This window comes from Sphingobacterium sp. N143, assembly GCF_030325625.1.
GTDB lineage: Bacteria > Bacteroidota > Bacteroidia > Sphingobacteriales > Sphingobacteriaceae > Sphingobacterium.
Genome location: NZ_JACAIS010000001.1, coordinates 63,666 through 80,353, shown reverse-complemented (window position 1 = coordinate 80,353; position 16,688 = coordinate 63,666). Strand labels below are relative to the sequence as shown.

Sequence of the window (16,688 nt, the reverse complement as noted above, 5' to 3'; positions counted from 1 at the left end):
ACTAATAAATTCACATAAAACATTATTCAACGCATGAAGTATTCCATCATTTCAGGGCTACCAGGCCGCCAAAGCATGGGGCCAAACTGTGCTATTGATCTACTCGAAACCAGTCCACTTCTGCATAGCCACTATCATTGATCTGCTTTTCGCGGCTGGCATACAGCCCTAATGTAGCGCCTATCCATTTGCCGGGTTTCGCCTGAAAGCCATTTTCCACAGCTGTATACTTGTTACCATCCAAGCTATACGACCAGCTGCAGGTGTTTCCATTTTTGACTTGTACACGGAGATAGACAAAGTCTTCCGGCAGAATAGCTATCGGCTTGACCTGTTCTTCAGTCCCGGCATAAGCGCTGGCACAGCTGCCATAATAAAGTTGGAAGCTGCCCTTGTCCTTCCGGATAAATAATTGACTATAATCCTCACCCACCACTACAAAACCAGCTTGTTCACCAAGGTCCTTTTCACTTGGGCGCAATCGTATTTTTGCAGTGGCACTGAAATCATCGGCGGGGAATTTTTGTGTCAAGATATTGGGGGCTGCCATCAAGTTTTTGCTTCCTGCCGGGGGCTGTTGGCTATAGAGCCGCAGCTTACCATCTTGAGATGGCATAAGCCAGGTACCGTCTGGGTTGGCCTGCCATTGCCACTGTAATCCCAGCTGTGGCGTATCAAACTCATCCGATTCCTGCGGGTTGGCCTGGGGAAATACGGAGGTTCCCACATTTGGTTTTTTATAGCTCATCACCGGCGTCCCTACTCCATCGCCATCCTTATCCTCACCGATGACAGGCCAATCAGCTTTCCAAACCATAGGTTGTAGATGAACAACACGTCCCATGGTTTCCTTATCCTGAAAGTGGAAGAACCAATCTTCGCCTGTAGGTGTATCCACCCAGGCCCCCTGATGAGGTCCGTTGACGGTTGACTTATTCTGGGCCATGGCTACTTTGCGCTCATATGGGCCATAAATATTTTTGGAGCGTAGGATTAATTGCCAGCCTGTCGCGACACCACCTGCCGGGGCAAACAAATAATAATACCCATTCCGTTTATATACTTTGGGGCCTTCAATCGTAGGATCCAACTCATGGCCGTCATAGACTATGGTACCCCGGTCCAGTACTTGGGTGCCCTCGCCATTCATGCGGGCAATGCCGATCACGCTCTTTAGCCCTGCACGGCTGCCAGCGTAGGCATATGCCAGATAAGCACGTCCATCCTCATCCCAGAAAGGACAGGGATCGATCAAACCTTTTCCTTCAAATACCAATTTAGGGTCGGACCATGGTCCCCCAATGTTCTTCGTTTTGATCTGATAGATCCCAAAATCCGGATCTGGATAATAGATGTAGAACTCATCGTTATGATACCGTATTGAAGGTGCCCATACCCCACCACCGTGCTGTACTTTGCTGAACACAGCTTCTGGTACCTGCCGGGGCAGGGCATGCCCAATAATCGTCCAGTTGATCATATCTTTCGAATGCAAAATCGGTAATCCCGGACTGTGGTTAAAGCTCGAGGCAGTCATATAATAATCTTCACCAACACGGATGGCATCCGGATCAGAGTAATCAGCATTGATAATCGGGTTTTTGAATTTTCCATTTCCCAGGTCCGGATTCCAGACCTGAGAATGATAATTTTGTCCAAATGTCGATGATGATTCGCCACAAGCCAGGTAAGTCACCAAAGCAGCATATTTCAAGACATTTTTCCATGTATTTGACATAAAATTTGTAGTTATAAGGTTTATTTCAATTCTTTTTCATTCAATTCACATTGATTACAATCCCACCGAGCTGCTTTATCGCAGCACTGTAAAGATAACCATTCCCCATTCTGAAGCAGGTGGGCCTGCAATTTTTAGTGCAGTTACTGCTGTGGCAGACCATAGCCATTGGTTATTTTTCCTTTTGATTTGCTGACCGTTTCAAAGGGAATCGGGAAGAAATAACGCGGCGGGTCCTGTGCGGTTTTGATGCCTGATAAGATATTCCGATCAAAGCTACTTTCATTGTTGACAATATCAATGGCCCATTTTGTTTTCTTGTAACCTTGCGATTCCAACGATTTTGCCTGTTCACTATTCGGATCAATATAGTCAAACAATCCCTTGATAGCCGTATTATGTGTTGTCCCTGTCACTTTGAGAGCCGTTTTTGACCAATCGTACTGGCCTCGCCAGCCGGGGTACAAGACCGGGTCTGTAACATCTTTTGCTTCGAAGGTCAACGGGCTGGCCAGCGCTACGTTTTTCGTATAGATATAATTCGCAATGATATTCCCATTTGGGAATTGATAATACCCTTTTGTTTTCAGCGCTGCAACCATGGTTTTCATCGCCGTACGCACCTCCAGGGCATATTCTGAAAATTTACCCGACCGGATCATATCCCAACGGCGTATTCCCTCACCGACAAATTCCAACTTCCGTTCATGCCAGATGGCCTCCTTCAGCGTCTCGCCAGTCAATCCAGCCAAGTTATGTGCACTATTGCCAAAAGCCCTTTGCCGCACTTTATTGACCAATTCGAGTGCAGCAGCTGCATCCCCCAGTTCTGCTTTGACCTCGGCCAACATGAGTATCACATCCGCCATTCGCAATACTGGATGGTTGATCCCAGATTGGCGTTGTGCCGCCGAGTAAGGGGGGCTCATACGATTCTCATCCCATTTATTTAAGGCGATACCGCCATCCAATTTTGACCCCGGAACAAAGCTCAACATCGCTTCATTGCCATCACCTGTACTGCCTGTCACGGTTGCCGACACATCCCGTCGCCGATCACCATCCTGATAATCATTGTAGTACACAGTCGGGATGATGCGCGCCCCCGCAAAAGTTTTCGTGGGTGCCGCGTTATTGCTTCCACCGTTGGAAGGTCGTCCAAAATTATACGGGTATTCACTATTGGTCGTCTGTCCGGCCTGACCGCCCTGGATATTTCCAACCTCAAATAAAGACTCGGGGCTCACCTGCAGATCCTGCATATACTGAAAATGCCGTTGAAAAGGGTTCGAAGTATGGCTACGTTCGTCGACTTCTATCAGTTTTGCCGTTCCACTGTTGTCCAGGGCTTTTTGTAGGTATTCGTCAGCAATTTTATAATACTGCTGGTAATCCGTTCGGCGGGCATACACACTGTTGGCGACTTCGGCACCTTTCCGGGAAAATTGTACCTCAGCATATAGATTAGCGTCGTCAGTACGAATAGTTTGATATCCGCCGGCAAATAGCGCCATCTGACCGACCAGCGCATCCGCAAAGGTTCTTGAAAAGCGCTCTGCAGTAATTCCCCCTTCTCCGATCTTGTACATAAAAGATTCAACAGCTTTTACCTCTGCAATCAGCGCGTCATAAATATCAAATCGGGAAGTCAGGCCATAATCCGTCACGTACGTATTTTCGAAACCATAAGGTACATCGCCAAAATGTTTGACAAGATTAAAATAACAAAAGGCCCTCATGGTAATGGCTTCACCATAGAGTTGGGTCCAGTCGTTGGTCTGTCCATTGGCAATGGCGATTTTATAAGCTTCTTTTTCTTTAATCAGGCCCGCCACCTTGACCGCCCGGGCTAATGTCGTATACAAATTATTGAATGCATCCTTCATTGCGTCCACCGTCAATAATTCGGGCTGCATAATCGCATTGATATTATTGGTCGAACTCCCTTCGGGATACATTTCAGCATCCGAACCGATCGGGTCATTCCAATTATATAGGGGGACAGATGAATTTTGCCGGTAATTGGCATAACACCAGGAAAGGATCTTAAACGCCTCTGAAGGTGTAGTGGTCACAAATTGGTCATCTGTATTTGATGGCGATGAGGTGTCCAGATAATCTTTACATTGGACAAAGGATATACTCAAAGCGAGCAATGTCAATACAATATTTCTTCTTTTCATGATCATGGTAAAATTAAATTAGAAACTACAGTTAAGCCCCAGTACAAATGAACGTGCCCGTGGATAAGTCCCCCAATCCAGCCCTGGAGTCGGGTAAATAGCATGATTAGCAGCGGCATTGGCATTGACTTCTGGGTCCAGTCCCGAATAACCCGTAATGGTCCATACATTGTATATACTGCCATAAATCCGCAGGCGGTTGATGCTTTTGGTCCTAAGTAGCGATTTGGGCAGCGTATAACCTAGGGTCACGGTATTGAGGCGCAGGTATGATCCATCCTCGATCCCCAGGGAAGAAGTCACCCCATTTTCGTTATAAGCCAGAGGCAGCGCTGCGTTTCTATTGACCGCATCAAGCTGTTCGGGGCTCTGCAATCTGTTCAAATTACCATCGGCCACTTCATATAAGCTATAGGCATTTTTTAGGATCGCAAGTTTATTTTCATACACCCCTGATTCCTTATAGCCATACAAGGAAGCCAATTTATTGGCGTTGTACACCTGATTACCGTAGCTCCAGTTGAAGAAAGTAGCCAGGTCTAGCCCTTTATAAGATACGTTCAAGTTGAATCCCCCTGTATGTTTGGCATTCATGTCTCCGATCACCGTCAGATCCTTATCGTCAATATATCCACTATTGTCCAGGTCCTTATATTTGACCACACCAGGATAGGCCGTCTGTCCTGCTGGGCGGTCGTTCGAGCCAAGCCCATGTACAGCTCCAATAAAATTCCCCACATCAGCTACCCCCTCCTTGAGGGTATAGGTGCCATTGGCGTATTCAAAATCACTGGTGGTATAAAAGCCATCATATACCAGTCCACGTACCAGCCCTACCGGACGGCCTACTTTTAAGATATAATCGCTATTGGGGTAAGTGCTTGTGCTTGCCCAGGAAGTGCCATAAAGCCCAGTGATATTTTCGGCCAGTGCATCGACATTACCTCTGTTAAAGCTGATATTGGCCCCTGCCGTAATATTCCAGTCAGCATTTTTCAGCAGCTGTCCCGACAACGAAATTTCGAGACCTTTGTTGCTGGTTTGCCCAATATTCTGGAAAATGGACGTAAATCCCGTAATTCCCGGTAGTGTTGTCTGCATCAGCAGATCTTTGGTTGTATTTTTATAGAGGTCTACCGTTCCCCAAAGTTTCCGGTTAAAGAGTGAAAAGTCCAGTCCGATGTTACGGGTAATGGTTGTTTCCCATTTCAGATCCTGGTTGGCCATTTGGTCCGAAGATAGGTCATAGGACTTTTGATATTGGTTGTTGATCACATACTGCAACCTGCGGTCGGTCTCCGACGACCAGGTTTGTGACCATAGGTTGGAGCTGATGCCATCATTGCCTACTTCACCATACGATAGGCGCAGTTTAAGGTCATCCAGCCAATTTATTTCTTTGGCGAAAGACTCTTCCGAAATGCGCCAGGCCAATGCCGCTGCAGGGAAATATCCCCAGCGTTGGGTAGGTGCAAATTTGGATGAACCATCCGCACGGAAGGTGAAAGTAAACAAGTACCGGTCAGCAAAATTGTAGTTTGCCCTTCCAAAATAAGACATGATCCGTACCGGTGAATCCACGAGTGTCGAAAATGAACTCGTGCCATGATCAGCATCATACTGGTCGATCATAGCAAAAGCATTGTCTTTGGTGAAGCTTGCCGGAAAGTGGTTGGCACTGATACGGACAGAATTGCCTGCCGAATTTGATGTTTCCTGTCCGACCATCACATTTAATTTATGTTGTTCATCTATGTTCAGGTCATAGTTTAAGGTATTGGTCCAGCGTAGGTTCCAACCATCCGATTTACTTAACTCAGCGGATCCCGCATACAGCTTTTCACCAGTGGCATCATCCAAGTAATTGTTATAGGTTGCCCCACCCCATATCTTAGATTGTCCCCAAGGCCTGCTGATGTTAAAATTGCTTTGGAAACTTAAGTTTTTGCGTATACGCCAGTTCAGCGCAGCAGTACCCCGCAAATTCTGTGTACGCTCCAAAGCTTCATAATCTTTGATCCGATGATAAGCGCTATAGCTATCCCAGGTCGAAAATTTCCCATATTGCTCGATATTTCCTTCCCGCAAGGCTGCCAGATCCCCTTTAATGTCCTGGGTACTGATCGGACGAAAACGGTAGGCCGAAGATAAGAGCGAACCGCTTCCATTAGTCGTACCTTCATTCCCCATATTACTTAAGTCCGAAAAGCGGGTATCCAAATTAAAATCCAGGTTATCAAAGATCTTTTGTGTTACTTTCAAAGAAAGATTGGCCCGTTTGGCATACGAGTTGAGTTTCATCCCCTGGTCATCCATATAGTTAGCCGCAAAGAGGACCTTCGTTTTGGCACTTCCACCCGAAATGGTCAGATCATGGTTGTGTGAAAAAGAACTTTTATACACCTGCCGCTGCAGATCAGTGGTAGCGACATCCCGATAAGCTTCAATACCCAAAGTATTGTTCCCCTTATATTCACCCAGCCCATACAGTTTTTCAAAGGAGGTACGATAAGCACTGCCATTGGCATCGGCATTTGCCCATACATAGTTCAGGTATTCATACGGATTTAGGATATCCAGGTATTTGGCCGGCGTATTAAATTTAGCATAACTGTTATACGTGAGATTGATCTTCCCCTCCTTGGCTTGCTTGGTGGTCACAATGATTACACCGTTGGCACCACGGGCTCCATAAATTGCCGTAGAGGAAGCATCCTTGAGCACATCGATACTTTCAACAAGGTCACTGGGTACATCATTCATGGAGTTGACGATAATACCATCGACCAGGATCAAGGGTTGGTTGCTTTGCGAGATTGAACCGCCACCACGCACCCGTATGGCGATATCAGCATTTGGCCGACCGTCCTGCGATACCACATTTACTCCTGGCAATTTTCCCTGAATGGCCTGGGCAATATTGGCAACCGGGGTGGCCGCTATATCTTTACCTGTCACCGATGCCACCGCGCCCGTCAGGTCCTTACGTTTTACGGTCTGATACCCCACTACCACCACTTCATCCAAGGCCTGGTCATCTCGCTGCAGCACAATCTGTAAAGGTTGTCCAGCGATTAGATCAACCGTCTGCAGAGCAGACCCCACATAGCTTACACTCAGCTGTTTTGCCGTAGCGGGAACCTGAAGATTAAAATTACCGTTGTTGTCTGTTGAAGTCGAAAGCTGATCATTGCCCACCACTTTGATGGTCGCACTCGCAATTGGGCGTCCATCAGGATCCTTTACGGTTCCTTTTACCGCTTTTTCTTGCCCCAGTGCATGGCCTGCGCTGAGCAGAAAGAAAACGAAAGGAGTCGCCTTGATGAGACCATTTGTCCATTCTATTTTAGGTTTCATAACGATTAAATGATTATTGCATACAATGGGGACTATCTGTTTCCCTTAATAATTTATAATTTGGTTATATCATGCAACGGTAATAAGCAACCGGTTGCATAAGTGAATTGAAATTAGCACTTTTTATCCTCAGTGTAAGCTAATTTTTACGCAATCGTTCCCGAAAAAAAACACTAGCATTCTCCATTTCAGAACTTAAGCATTGTTTCTTATATGATCAAAAAAATAGCCCAGCCAGGCTATTAAGCTAATTTCTCCCGCTTTCCAAATCGGTAACGATATTTTTCATCATAGGCATACCCCACTTCATCAATGACCTTAAATTGGAACTGGTCCACAGCTTTCGTTTTGATAATTTTGAAGGCAGCTGCCAGGGTATCGATATAATAGGCATAATTTTTATCTTTCGCATAATAGGTATGGTCACATTCCCTGTAATATTCCCCTGAAAAACAGGCGTCCAAAAAAGAAAAACTTGCTGCATCGGCTTCTTCCACGATCTTGTCCCGAAAATATACCTGATGTTGGTCCTTGGCCACGTTGCCCACTTGACCAGCATAGAGCAGCTCGAAGGTAGCCAGATCCGCCCCTTTCACTTGATGCAGGTAATTGAAATAAACCGCCTGATCTGCCAGCTGATAAAAATCCGACAGAATCCGGTAATCACCAAAGCGATGCGGCAATTTTTGGTCAAAGAGATAATCATTGCTGCCAGTAGATGACTTTCCGCTCTTAAAATCCAAGATATGAAAATCTGATGGACGGGCATCCGGCAGAATCGCAAAGCGATTCATATAGCTGTCCACATAGACATGCTTACTGTCCTTAAAATAATGAAACGTTGATCCATTGCTTTCCACGACTTCAAAGCTTTCAAAATCGATCACCGGATAGAATTTCCGGTATACTTCACTGTTAAAATGCAGAATAAACTTGTTATCTATGATATAAAAACCATGTCCCAATGCTTTTCTTCCCATCTATTTTTTAGTTAAGTGAATCATTCCGGCACCGCCTTTCGATACAGCCCAAAATCCGCTTTATCTTTGGCTACATCAATACATTGATTGGTATCCCCATGGGCTCATTTGAAATAGCAGTCTCATCCATACCGCTCTCCACGGCTTTCCATCCTAAAGATTCAATACCGCCTGTCATCAGCAAAATTCAGAATAAATGAGCAAATATTGTTTCATTTATAGGCAACAAATTATCTACCGCGCCCAAACAACCGTCTACATGCCATCTACAAAAAACAAAAAAGGCTGGGAAATAAGTCCCAACCTCTGAAAAATACAATAATCCAACCTGTATTACTTAGGGAAAAGACCAAGGTGGAAACCAGATTGTTTTAAATATTTTTAGGAAATTCATCTTTCCACCAGGTCAAGCGCCAGTCCTCCTCTTCTTCTGCTGTGAGCAGGCAAGATTCCAGTTCGGCCAGATATTGCTCTTTCTCCAGATGCTGTCCGATGAAGACCAGTTCATTTTTTCGATCCTCCCATTCAGGATGCCAACGTTTTAACAGCTCAGACCTAACCTCGGCATAGGCCGGATATTGCGCACGCTGCTGCTCGGGCATGCTGCTCCACCAGGATCCGGCACTTTCCAGACGCACACTTCCACCCGCCTGGCTAAAGCTGATGGCCAGATCAGGCCGCGAAGCCAACCAAAAGAGCCCTTTTGCCCGGATGATATTGTGCGGGTAGCGATCGTTCAGATAGCTATACAGCCGCTGGGGGTGAAATGGACGCTGCGAGTGAAAGACAAAGGAAGAAATTCCATATTCCTCTGTTTCGGGTGTATGTACCGCCTCGAGCTCCCTGACCCAACCGGCCGAGGCTGATGCCTGCTCGAAATCAAAGGATCCGGTGCCCATGATCTGATTGGGATCCACCTGTCCAAACTGTGCGCGGATCAGCTTCGCTCCGGGATTGAGCTTATGAATAGCCGCTTCCAGCGTCCCCATTGTCTCTTCCGACACCAGGTCGGCTTTGTTCAATACAATCACATTGGCAAATTCGATCTGGTCGGTCAACAGATTGACGATCGTTCGGTTGTCCCAATCGTCATCGGTCAATTCCCGATCCAACAGCGTATCGGCACTGCCATAATCACGGGCAAAATTAAAACAGTCCACTACGGTCACCATGGTATCAATATAGCTATATGCCGTCAGGTCGATCGCATTGTTCGGATCTACATAGCTGAATGTCTGGGCGACAGGAACAGGTTCCGAAATCCCTGTGCTTTCGATCAACAGGTAATCGAAACGATCCGCCTTGGCCAACCGCTCCACCTCCACCATCAGATCTTCCCGTAGCGTACAGCAAATGCAGCCATTACTCATCTCCACCAATTTTTCCTCTGTACGGGAGAGTACATTCTCCCGTTCCACAGCCTGTGCATCAATATTCACCTCGCTCATATCGTTAACGATGACAGCCACTTTTTTGCCTGCCTTATTATGCAGTACATGATTCAGCAACGATGTTTTTCCAGCCCCCAGAAATCCGCTCAAAACAGTAACAGGTAGTTTTTTGTTCATGATGATTGTATTAAAGATTTTGTTTTACGTTATGCCTCTCCCTACCTCAGCACCTGATCAAGCATTTGAGCCATCCCGGCCAATGATCCTTGATCAATCCCTGCATTTCGGCAAAAGAATGGTTAAAAATAAAAACAAAAAACTACAAATGCAACATGGTTGCTTTATTACTATTCATCTCTTTCTATTCCCTACAGAAACCAGGCCGTCACATCCTTCACTGCACAGCAAATTCATAGACTTCACCCTTCCTTGTAGGGACGTCATAAAGTACGGTTTCAGGACGTTTAAACAATCCTTTTTTTGTTTTTATCAACGGATTTTTGATTTCATCGACCGCAAAAAATGTATTCGTATTTTTTCCATTGGCTTTATGCAGCGGTTTTCCTTGTAAAGAAAGTACGGATTTGTCACTTACGCGGATCCGGCAATTCCCACCTAAGGTAGACAGCACCTTTAGGGCGGTCAACTGTCCCTCCTTCCAGCGCATGTCAATGATAAATCCACCCCGGGCCACCAAGCCTTTTACCTCGCCATTGGGCAATTCCTCAGGCCATGCGGGCAGTAGAAATATACTTCCATCATACGATTGCAGCAACATTTCGGCAATACCCGATGTACAGCCAAAATTTCCATCAATCTGAAAAGGAGGATGAGCGTCCAACAGATTAGGGTATGTCCCCCCGTTTTGTCCCTGCTGTTCTTCAGGGGCTGGGCTCAGTTGATCCTTGATCAGTTTATACGATTGATTTCCGTCCAATAAGCGGGCCCACCAATTCACTTTCCAACCCATAGACCAACCTGTTGACTTGTCGCCACGATAGATCAAAGAGTTTTTAGCTGCCTGGGCGAGCTCAGGATTACGAAAAGGTGATATTTGCCCTGACGGAAACAGTCCATACAAATGAGATATATGGCGGTGATGGTCATTTGTTCTGTCCAGATCGCTGAGCCACTCCTGTAGCTGGCCGTGCTGTCCGATTTGCATCGGCGGCAATTGCTGCAGGCTTTGTCTCACTGAGTCACGCAACGCTGCATCGGCATGCAGAACGGTAGATGCATGAATAAAATTGTTAAAGACATCAAACAGCAGCTGGTTATCCATTGTCGTACCTGCCGAAACCCCCACACTTCCTGTTTCATAACTATTTTCCGGACTGATCGAAGGGCTTACGACCAACCATTTTCCAGTAGGATCCTTCGTTAAAACATCCAGATAAAACAGGGCAGCTCCCTTCAGCACATCGTAGTAATCTCTCAAAAATTGCGTATCGCCACGATATAGATAATGTTGCCAGATGTGCTGACTCAGCCAGGCTCCTCCCATCGGCCACATCCCATAAAATCCGCCATCTACGACACCCGATATACGCCACAGGTCGGTATTGTGGTGAACATTCCATCCTCTGGCATGGTACATTTCCCGGGCACTTTCCTGTCCGGTGACAGCCAGATCCTTGATCATACTAAACAAGGGTTGGTGCATTTCACTCAAGTTCCCCACCTCCGCAGGCCAATAATTCATTTCCGTATTGATATTGATGGTGTACTTACTATCCCAGGGTGGAGCAAGCTTATCGTTCCAAATCCCTTGTAAGTTAGCCGGTTGACCTCCAGGCTGTGATGAAGAAATCAGCAGGTAACGGCCAAACTGAAAATAAAGTGCCACCAATTGCGGGTCAAAGCTCGTTGCAAACTCGCGGATACGGACATCTGTTGTTTTTCTTACCTGTGCACTGCTACCAAGGTCCAATTGTACACGGTTGAAATAACGCTGGTATTGTTTCACATGGTTTTCCAAGGCTCTGGCATAACTGACCCGTCTGGCTTTTTCAAAAATCCGTGTGGCTTTTTGTTCAGGGTCGACAGAAAGATCCTGGTAATTTTTAAAGTTTGTTCCAATAGATACATACAGGATCACCTCATCGGCATCTTTAATCATAATCTGCCCCTCGGTAGGGTTTACCTGCCCGCCTTTAACCTGTGGATATACAAATCCATAGAAGTCCACCTGCCCTTCCTTGGCATCGACCTGTCCTCCTTTTCCACGGAGGAAAAGTGCTCCATTCTTTTGGCCAATGCGGGCATCCCGATGGGGGCTCTTCCAGCTTAAATCCATTGAAATGCACTTTCCTTTATCGGCAGTGATGCGGATCACGAGCACACTATCGACCAATGAAGTAAACATCTCCCGTCGGTAGTTGACCCCATTGGCTTCGTAAGTAATCGTTGTTATGGCTTTATTCAGATCCAGCTCACGCTGATATTGGTTGGGTTTGTCGTGCGTCGGAAATCCCAACAGCAGGCTCCCGAAAGTCTGATAGGGCATCCCATAATCAAGTCCTTCCGGAGCTGCCCGGGGAAATGCCTGATTTGACAACGCTTGTGCCTCTTTGTTCTTACCTGCTGTGAGGAGCTGCCGGATCTTCACAATGTCATTGTATTTGCCTTTAGGCACATTATTTCCGGGTCTCCCGGCCCAGATCGTCTCCTCATTCAGCTGAATCTCCTCTTTGTCAACCCCACCATATACCATGGCGCCGATACGGCCATTTCCCAAAGGTAATGCTTCATTCCAGTTTGCAGCTGCTTTATCGTAAGTCAATTTCAATTCTTGTGATGCCCCAAGCTGCCAGGACAAGAATAGGACAATAGAAAAAATAAGGTAATTTATCTTCATATCAATATATAGATTATGGTTTGATCATTTGAATTTCCTGTAGCCAAACCTCACATATCCTGGGCCAAATAGCAGTAGATCCGGGGTTGTTGACCACTGCGATCGCATGTCCTCCTTGTGGGAAAATATGCAACGAAGCTGGGATATGATGCGCTTGTAAAGCCTCATAATAGAGTAAGCTGTTTTGTACCGGCACGGTCTTATCATTTTGGGCATGCACCAAAAATGTAGGTGCTGTCTTTTCGGTCACCTGCTTCTGTAGGCTGAACAGTTCTTTTTTAAAGGGCTCCTCATCTCCCAAGAGGTTCTCCACGCTTCCCCGATGTGCAAATTCGCCCTCCATCGTAATCACTGGCGACACCAAAATACTGAAATTAGGTTTACTGCTGAACTGATCTATGCCATCACCCAGCGCCTGGATAGGCTGTTCGATACTGGCCAAGGATGCTGCCAGATGGCCGCCCGCTGAACTACCCATTACGCCAACACGACTGGGGTCCAAATGCCAGTCAGCCGCTTTAGCACGGATTAACCGGATAGCCCGTTGTGCATCCTGCAAGGGAGCCAGTGACCGATTGATCACATCAGGTGAGTGCGGCAAGCGATGGATCAGTACAAAGGCATTTATGCCCATGGTATTGAACCATTTGGCAAGCTGTGTTCCGCTGACGATATAAGCCAGCCGGGAATAACCACCACCGGGAATAATCAATACGGAACTTCCCGAATTTTCTTCCTTGGAAACAAGAAAAGGAATAATGCGTGGCTCACCGACCTGATACACACGTTCATTGGCTATACTATCCGACAGCTTTTGCCCCTTGCTGTTCGGCTTTACTGACCCATACAATGGGATCGGTTCTTGAGCAGATGCCTGGAAAAATACGAAAGACAATAACATCGTCAGCAACTTTTTCATATGTGTTCAGGTTTAAATCGATAGCCCAAAGATAAGTGCTCCCATCCACTGTACCAACTGTTTGACATTTTCATGCGTTAATTGATTTTGACAGCATTCGTTTTTGCGCCATGGTTAAAGTTCAATTTTCTATTATCGATGTTCGAATCACTAAAAACAATATTGGCAGCATGCGGTCCATTCACATCCACTTGGGGCGACTGGTTTCCGTCAAAATGCATGCCCTCAAATTGTAGGTCAGCGGCATTTTCAATATAGATAGTTGCCTTTTCTCCTTTTTTTGAATGTAAGAACGCATTTTTTAGCACAATACCGGAGGCATCTTTCAACTCAACTGCTTTGTTGGCCAGTATATTTAAATTTGTCATGCTGATCTGCCGTACGGGCATTTCTGGCAAACCTCGAACAAAGATTCCTATATGAGCTCCCCTACAGGTAATCCCCGCTATAGTGATATTCCGAAATTGGGGTGTTTCGATACTTACCGGTGGGACTTGCTGTACTTCATTTGCCTGAGGTGGCTTCGTCCAATAATACATATCAAAATATATTGCTTCCTGTACAATATTATTCATGTTGATATTGCGGATATGGATATTCTCCACAACCCCGCCACGGCCACGTGTGGTCTTGAAACGCAGTCCTTTGTCCGTCCCCATAAAGGTGCAGTTTTCCACAAAAATATCCCGGGCACCACCAGACATCTCACTGCCCACCACAAAACCACCATGCCCCTTATATACTTTATTATGCCGGATAATAACCCGCTCGGTTGCTATGCCTCGTTGGCGACCTTCTTCATCTTTACCTGATTTTATACAGATGGCATCATCACCCACATCTAAAATACAATGCTCAATCAGCACATTGGCACAGGATTCAATATCAATACCATCACCGTTCTGGGCGTAATCCGGATTTTTGATTTTCACGCCCCTTATCGTGAGATGCTGTGTCATGAGCGGATGTAAATTCCACGCCGGCGAATTCTGAAAGGTAACCCCCTCCAGCAGTACTTTTTTACAATTGGTCAGCACGAGCAAGTTAGGTCTCAAATAGTCCTTGATTGTCTCAAAGTCGGCCAAGGTCTTACCTTCTGTCAATACGAAAGAACGTTTTTCTTCATGAGCAAGTTTTGTCTTCGCACTCGGGAACCAAGTTTTGCCATCGGCACTGACGAGTCCCCCAGACGCGACTTTGGCCTTCCATTCATTTGCCGTCAGCGCAGCTTTCCCAACCATTCGCCAAGCATCTCCATTACCGTCTATTATACCTTTTCCCGTGATGCCGATATTTTCGAGCTCCGTACCACTAATGGGAGATTGATTCCGGGCCGAAGCTTTCCCTTCATAATTTCCTGCCACAATCTTGTACTGATCAAAATCAGCAGTAAATTGCAAGAAAGCATTTTCATCCAGGTGCAGATTGACATTGTTCTGCAATATTAGGGGGCCCGATAGCCAATAGCCTTTGGGAACCAGCACTACTCCACCGCCACGTTTACTGCACACTTCCATAGCTTCATTGATACTACTGGTATTCAAGGTGTAGCCATCTCCCTTTGCACCAAACTGTTCGATATTGACTGTATCTTTTCGAAATTGAGGCTGCATCACTTCAGGAAGGTTATTCCAATGATAGGGGCTTTCTACCGACTGGCCCTCTACCTGTTGCAACAGTCCGAGCATCATGCATATCCCCGCTGTCACCAGTCCTTTTTTCTTGATTTTCTTAACCATCTATTTTTATTTTATTGATTCTATTACACGATTGCCCATAACACATTTTAGCGTTGTCCTGCCGTAATGGGAGCCACCAGTTCATTGAGATATTCTTCTAGATAAGTATAGCCGGCCTCATTCAGCTCGTTGGCCCTTTTTCCGGGATAACACTTCTCCAGCCAACCATCAGGTATACCATCCCGGTCACTATCCCGACCAGCTATTCCAGCTGCCAGCACTGGCCAGGCACCATGTGGATGAGCAGGGTCTGGATTGGTATCCTGCTGTGAGTCCACTATGCCCTTCCGGGGATATTGGATGCTTTTCCATTTTCCCCCTTCACCATTATGTGGATTCTTTCCCTGGTAGGAAGCTGTCCCCGTATTTGTCTCAGCGATGATACGCTCATCTATGGCATCACGCACATAGGAGCTTCCCGCATAGGCCAATACTTTAGCGTAGGCAGTCTGTGCATCGTGCGTACGAATAGTCCCCTGTACTGGTATTTCTCTATTCAACCGGATCCGCGATTCGGTTTGTTCACCGACAATCCGGACCCCCAGCCAGTTATCTGCCGAGATCCGGCGATGATGAGGCAGTAGATTTCCAGTCACAAAGTACTTGCCCCATACATTTTTGATCGTTGGAAAAGGGCGCTCTTCAGTTTTGGCATTGAGGGCCACGATTCTGTTCCGAATAGTTTTGCCAGTTGCCGGACCCGGTTTATAAAAATTATTGACGATGTTGACGCACATGGCCTCACCACCGTAAGCTCCATTACCATTCCAGTTGTAGATCACATTATTGCGTATATCGGTCGTATCATGCCCTGCATAGCGAGCTCCGGGCCCAAGCCGTGGGGTCCTACTATCATGGTGCGCCAGCAGGTTATGGTGAAAGGAAGCCTGTACACCACCCCAAATTGCACCATAGCCATGGGGCCCCTTGGAATGCCCAGAAAGACGCAGGCTCTCCGAAACAATACACCACTGCATGGTAAAATTTTTATTATCATAAAAAGAAGCACATTCATCCGTACTCCAGCTGATCGAGCAATGGTCGATCACGATATGCTGTCTTTGACGCCCTCCAAAGGCATCAGCGCCATCTGCCTCTTGGGCAGAAAGCTGAAGATCCCCCATTCGGAAGCGGAGAAAACGAATAATGACATTATCTGCATCTACTGAAACCGGACTGCCGGCCAATGTGATCCCCCCACCTGGCGCCGTTTGCCCGGCGATGGTCAAGTCACCTTTGTTGATTGACAATCGCTGCTGCAGCCATATTGTCCCACCTACTTTAAACAAAATAGTTTTCGCTCCATCTTGTTGCAAGCACCAACGTAACGATCCTTCCTGTAAGTTGGGGTCTCCACGTTCATTATCTGCCAATGTATTGACATAATAAACCTGGCCGCCACGACCACCTTTTGTGTACATCCCCCCACCTTCAGCCCCGGGAAAGGCCGCGGTCTCCTGCGCATTGAGCCTCGCGCCGCAAGCCATGAAATACAGTATTCCGAACAGTACTAATTTCTTCATT

General features: G+C 46.4%; 9 protein-coding genes. All 9 read right to left on the bottom strand.

From position 1 onward, the window contains the following. Nucleotides 1-91: 91 nt before the first annotated feature. Complete coding sequence (locus tag HX021_RS00215; RefSeq protein ID WP_286587362.1) at nucleotides 92-1,738, bottom strand: glycoside hydrolase family 43 protein; 1,647 nt, start codon at nucleotides 1,736-1,738, stop codon at nucleotides 92-94. A gap of 143 nt (nucleotides 1,739-1,881) precedes the next feature. Then, complete coding sequence (locus HX021_RS00210; RefSeq protein ID WP_286587361.1) at nucleotides 1,882-3,921, bottom strand: RagB/SusD family nutrient uptake outer membrane protein; 2,040 nt, start codon at nucleotides 3,919-3,921, stop codon at nucleotides 1,882-1,884. Between the two features lie 18 nt (nucleotides 3,922-3,939). Beyond that, complete coding sequence (locus HX021_RS00205; protein WP_286587360.1) at nucleotides 3,940-7,278, bottom strand: SusC/RagA family TonB-linked outer membrane protein; 3,339 nt, start codon at nucleotides 7,276-7,278, stop codon at nucleotides 3,940-3,942. Nucleotides 7,279-7,520: 242 nt separating this feature from the next. Further along, complete coding sequence (locus tag HX021_RS00200) at nucleotides 7,521-8,258, bottom strand: DKNYY domain-containing protein (RefSeq protein WP_286587359.1); 738 nt, start codon at nucleotides 8,256-8,258, stop codon at nucleotides 7,521-7,523. A gap of 371 nt (nucleotides 8,259-8,629) precedes the next feature. Beyond that, complete coding sequence (locus tag HX021_RS00195) at nucleotides 8,630-9,826, bottom strand: GTP-binding protein (protein WP_286587357.1); 1,197 nt, start codon at nucleotides 9,824-9,826, stop codon at nucleotides 8,630-8,632. A 217-nt stretch (nucleotides 9,827-10,043) separates the two neighbouring features. Then, nucleotides 10,044-12,506, bottom strand: coding sequence for a glycoside hydrolase family 95 protein (locus HX021_RS00190; protein ID WP_286587355.1), 2,463 nt, complete (start codon nucleotides 12,504-12,506; stop codon nucleotides 10,044-10,046). Nucleotides 12,507-12,519: 13 nt separating this feature from the next. Next, nucleotides 12,520-13,425: an alpha/beta hydrolase gene (locus HX021_RS00185; protein ID WP_286587353.1), complete on the bottom strand. Its 906-nt coding sequence runs from the start codon at nucleotides 13,423-13,425 to the stop codon at nucleotides 12,520-12,522. A gap of 77 nt (nucleotides 13,426-13,502) precedes the next feature. Next, a complete protein-coding gene (locus HX021_RS00180; protein ID WP_286587352.1) occupies nucleotides 13,503-15,164 on the bottom strand; it encodes a glycoside hydrolase family 28 protein in 1,662 nt (553 codons plus the stop codon). Nucleotides 15,165-15,211: 47 nt separating this feature from the next. Further along, on the bottom strand, nucleotides 15,212-16,687 hold the full coding sequence (locus HX021_RS00175; RefSeq protein ID WP_286587351.1) for a pectate lyase family protein: 1,476 nt from the start codon (nucleotides 16,685-16,687) through the stop codon (nucleotides 15,212-15,214). Between the last annotated feature and the right edge of the window lies 1 nt (nucleotide 16,688).

Coding starts and splice junctions, on each gene's coding strand:
- HX021_RS00180 (WP_286587352.1), bottom strand. CDS start 15,164: ATGGTTAAGAAAATCAAGAAAAAAGGACTGGTGACAGCGGGGATATGC.
- HX021_RS00185 (WP_286587353.1), bottom strand. CDS start 13,425: ATGAAAAAGTTGCTGACGATGTTATTGTCTTTCGTATTTTTCCAGGCA.
- HX021_RS00175 (WP_286587351.1), bottom strand. CDS start 16,687: ATGAAGAAATTAGTACTGTTCGGAATACTGTATTTCATGGCTTGCGGC.
- HX021_RS00205 (WP_286587360.1), bottom strand. CDS start 7,278: ATGAAACCTAAAATAGAATGGACAAATGGTCTCATCAAGGCGACTCCT.
- HX021_RS00190 (WP_286587355.1), bottom strand. CDS start 12,506: ATGAAGATAAATTACCTTATTTTTTCTATTGTCCTATTCTTGTCCTGG.
- HX021_RS00210 (WP_286587361.1), bottom strand. CDS start 3,921: ATGAAAAGAAGAAATATTGTATTGACATTGCTCGCTTTGAGTATATCC.
- HX021_RS00195 (WP_286587357.1), bottom strand. CDS start 9,826: ATGAACAAAAAACTACCTGTTACTGTTTTGAGCGGATTTCTGGGGGCT.
- HX021_RS00215 (WP_286587362.1), bottom strand. CDS start 1,738: ATGTCAAATACATGGAAAAATGTCTTGAAATATGCTGCTTTGGTGACT.
- HX021_RS00200 (WP_286587359.1), bottom strand. CDS start 8,258: ATGGGAAGAAAAGCATTGGGACATGGTTTTTATATCATAGATAACAAG.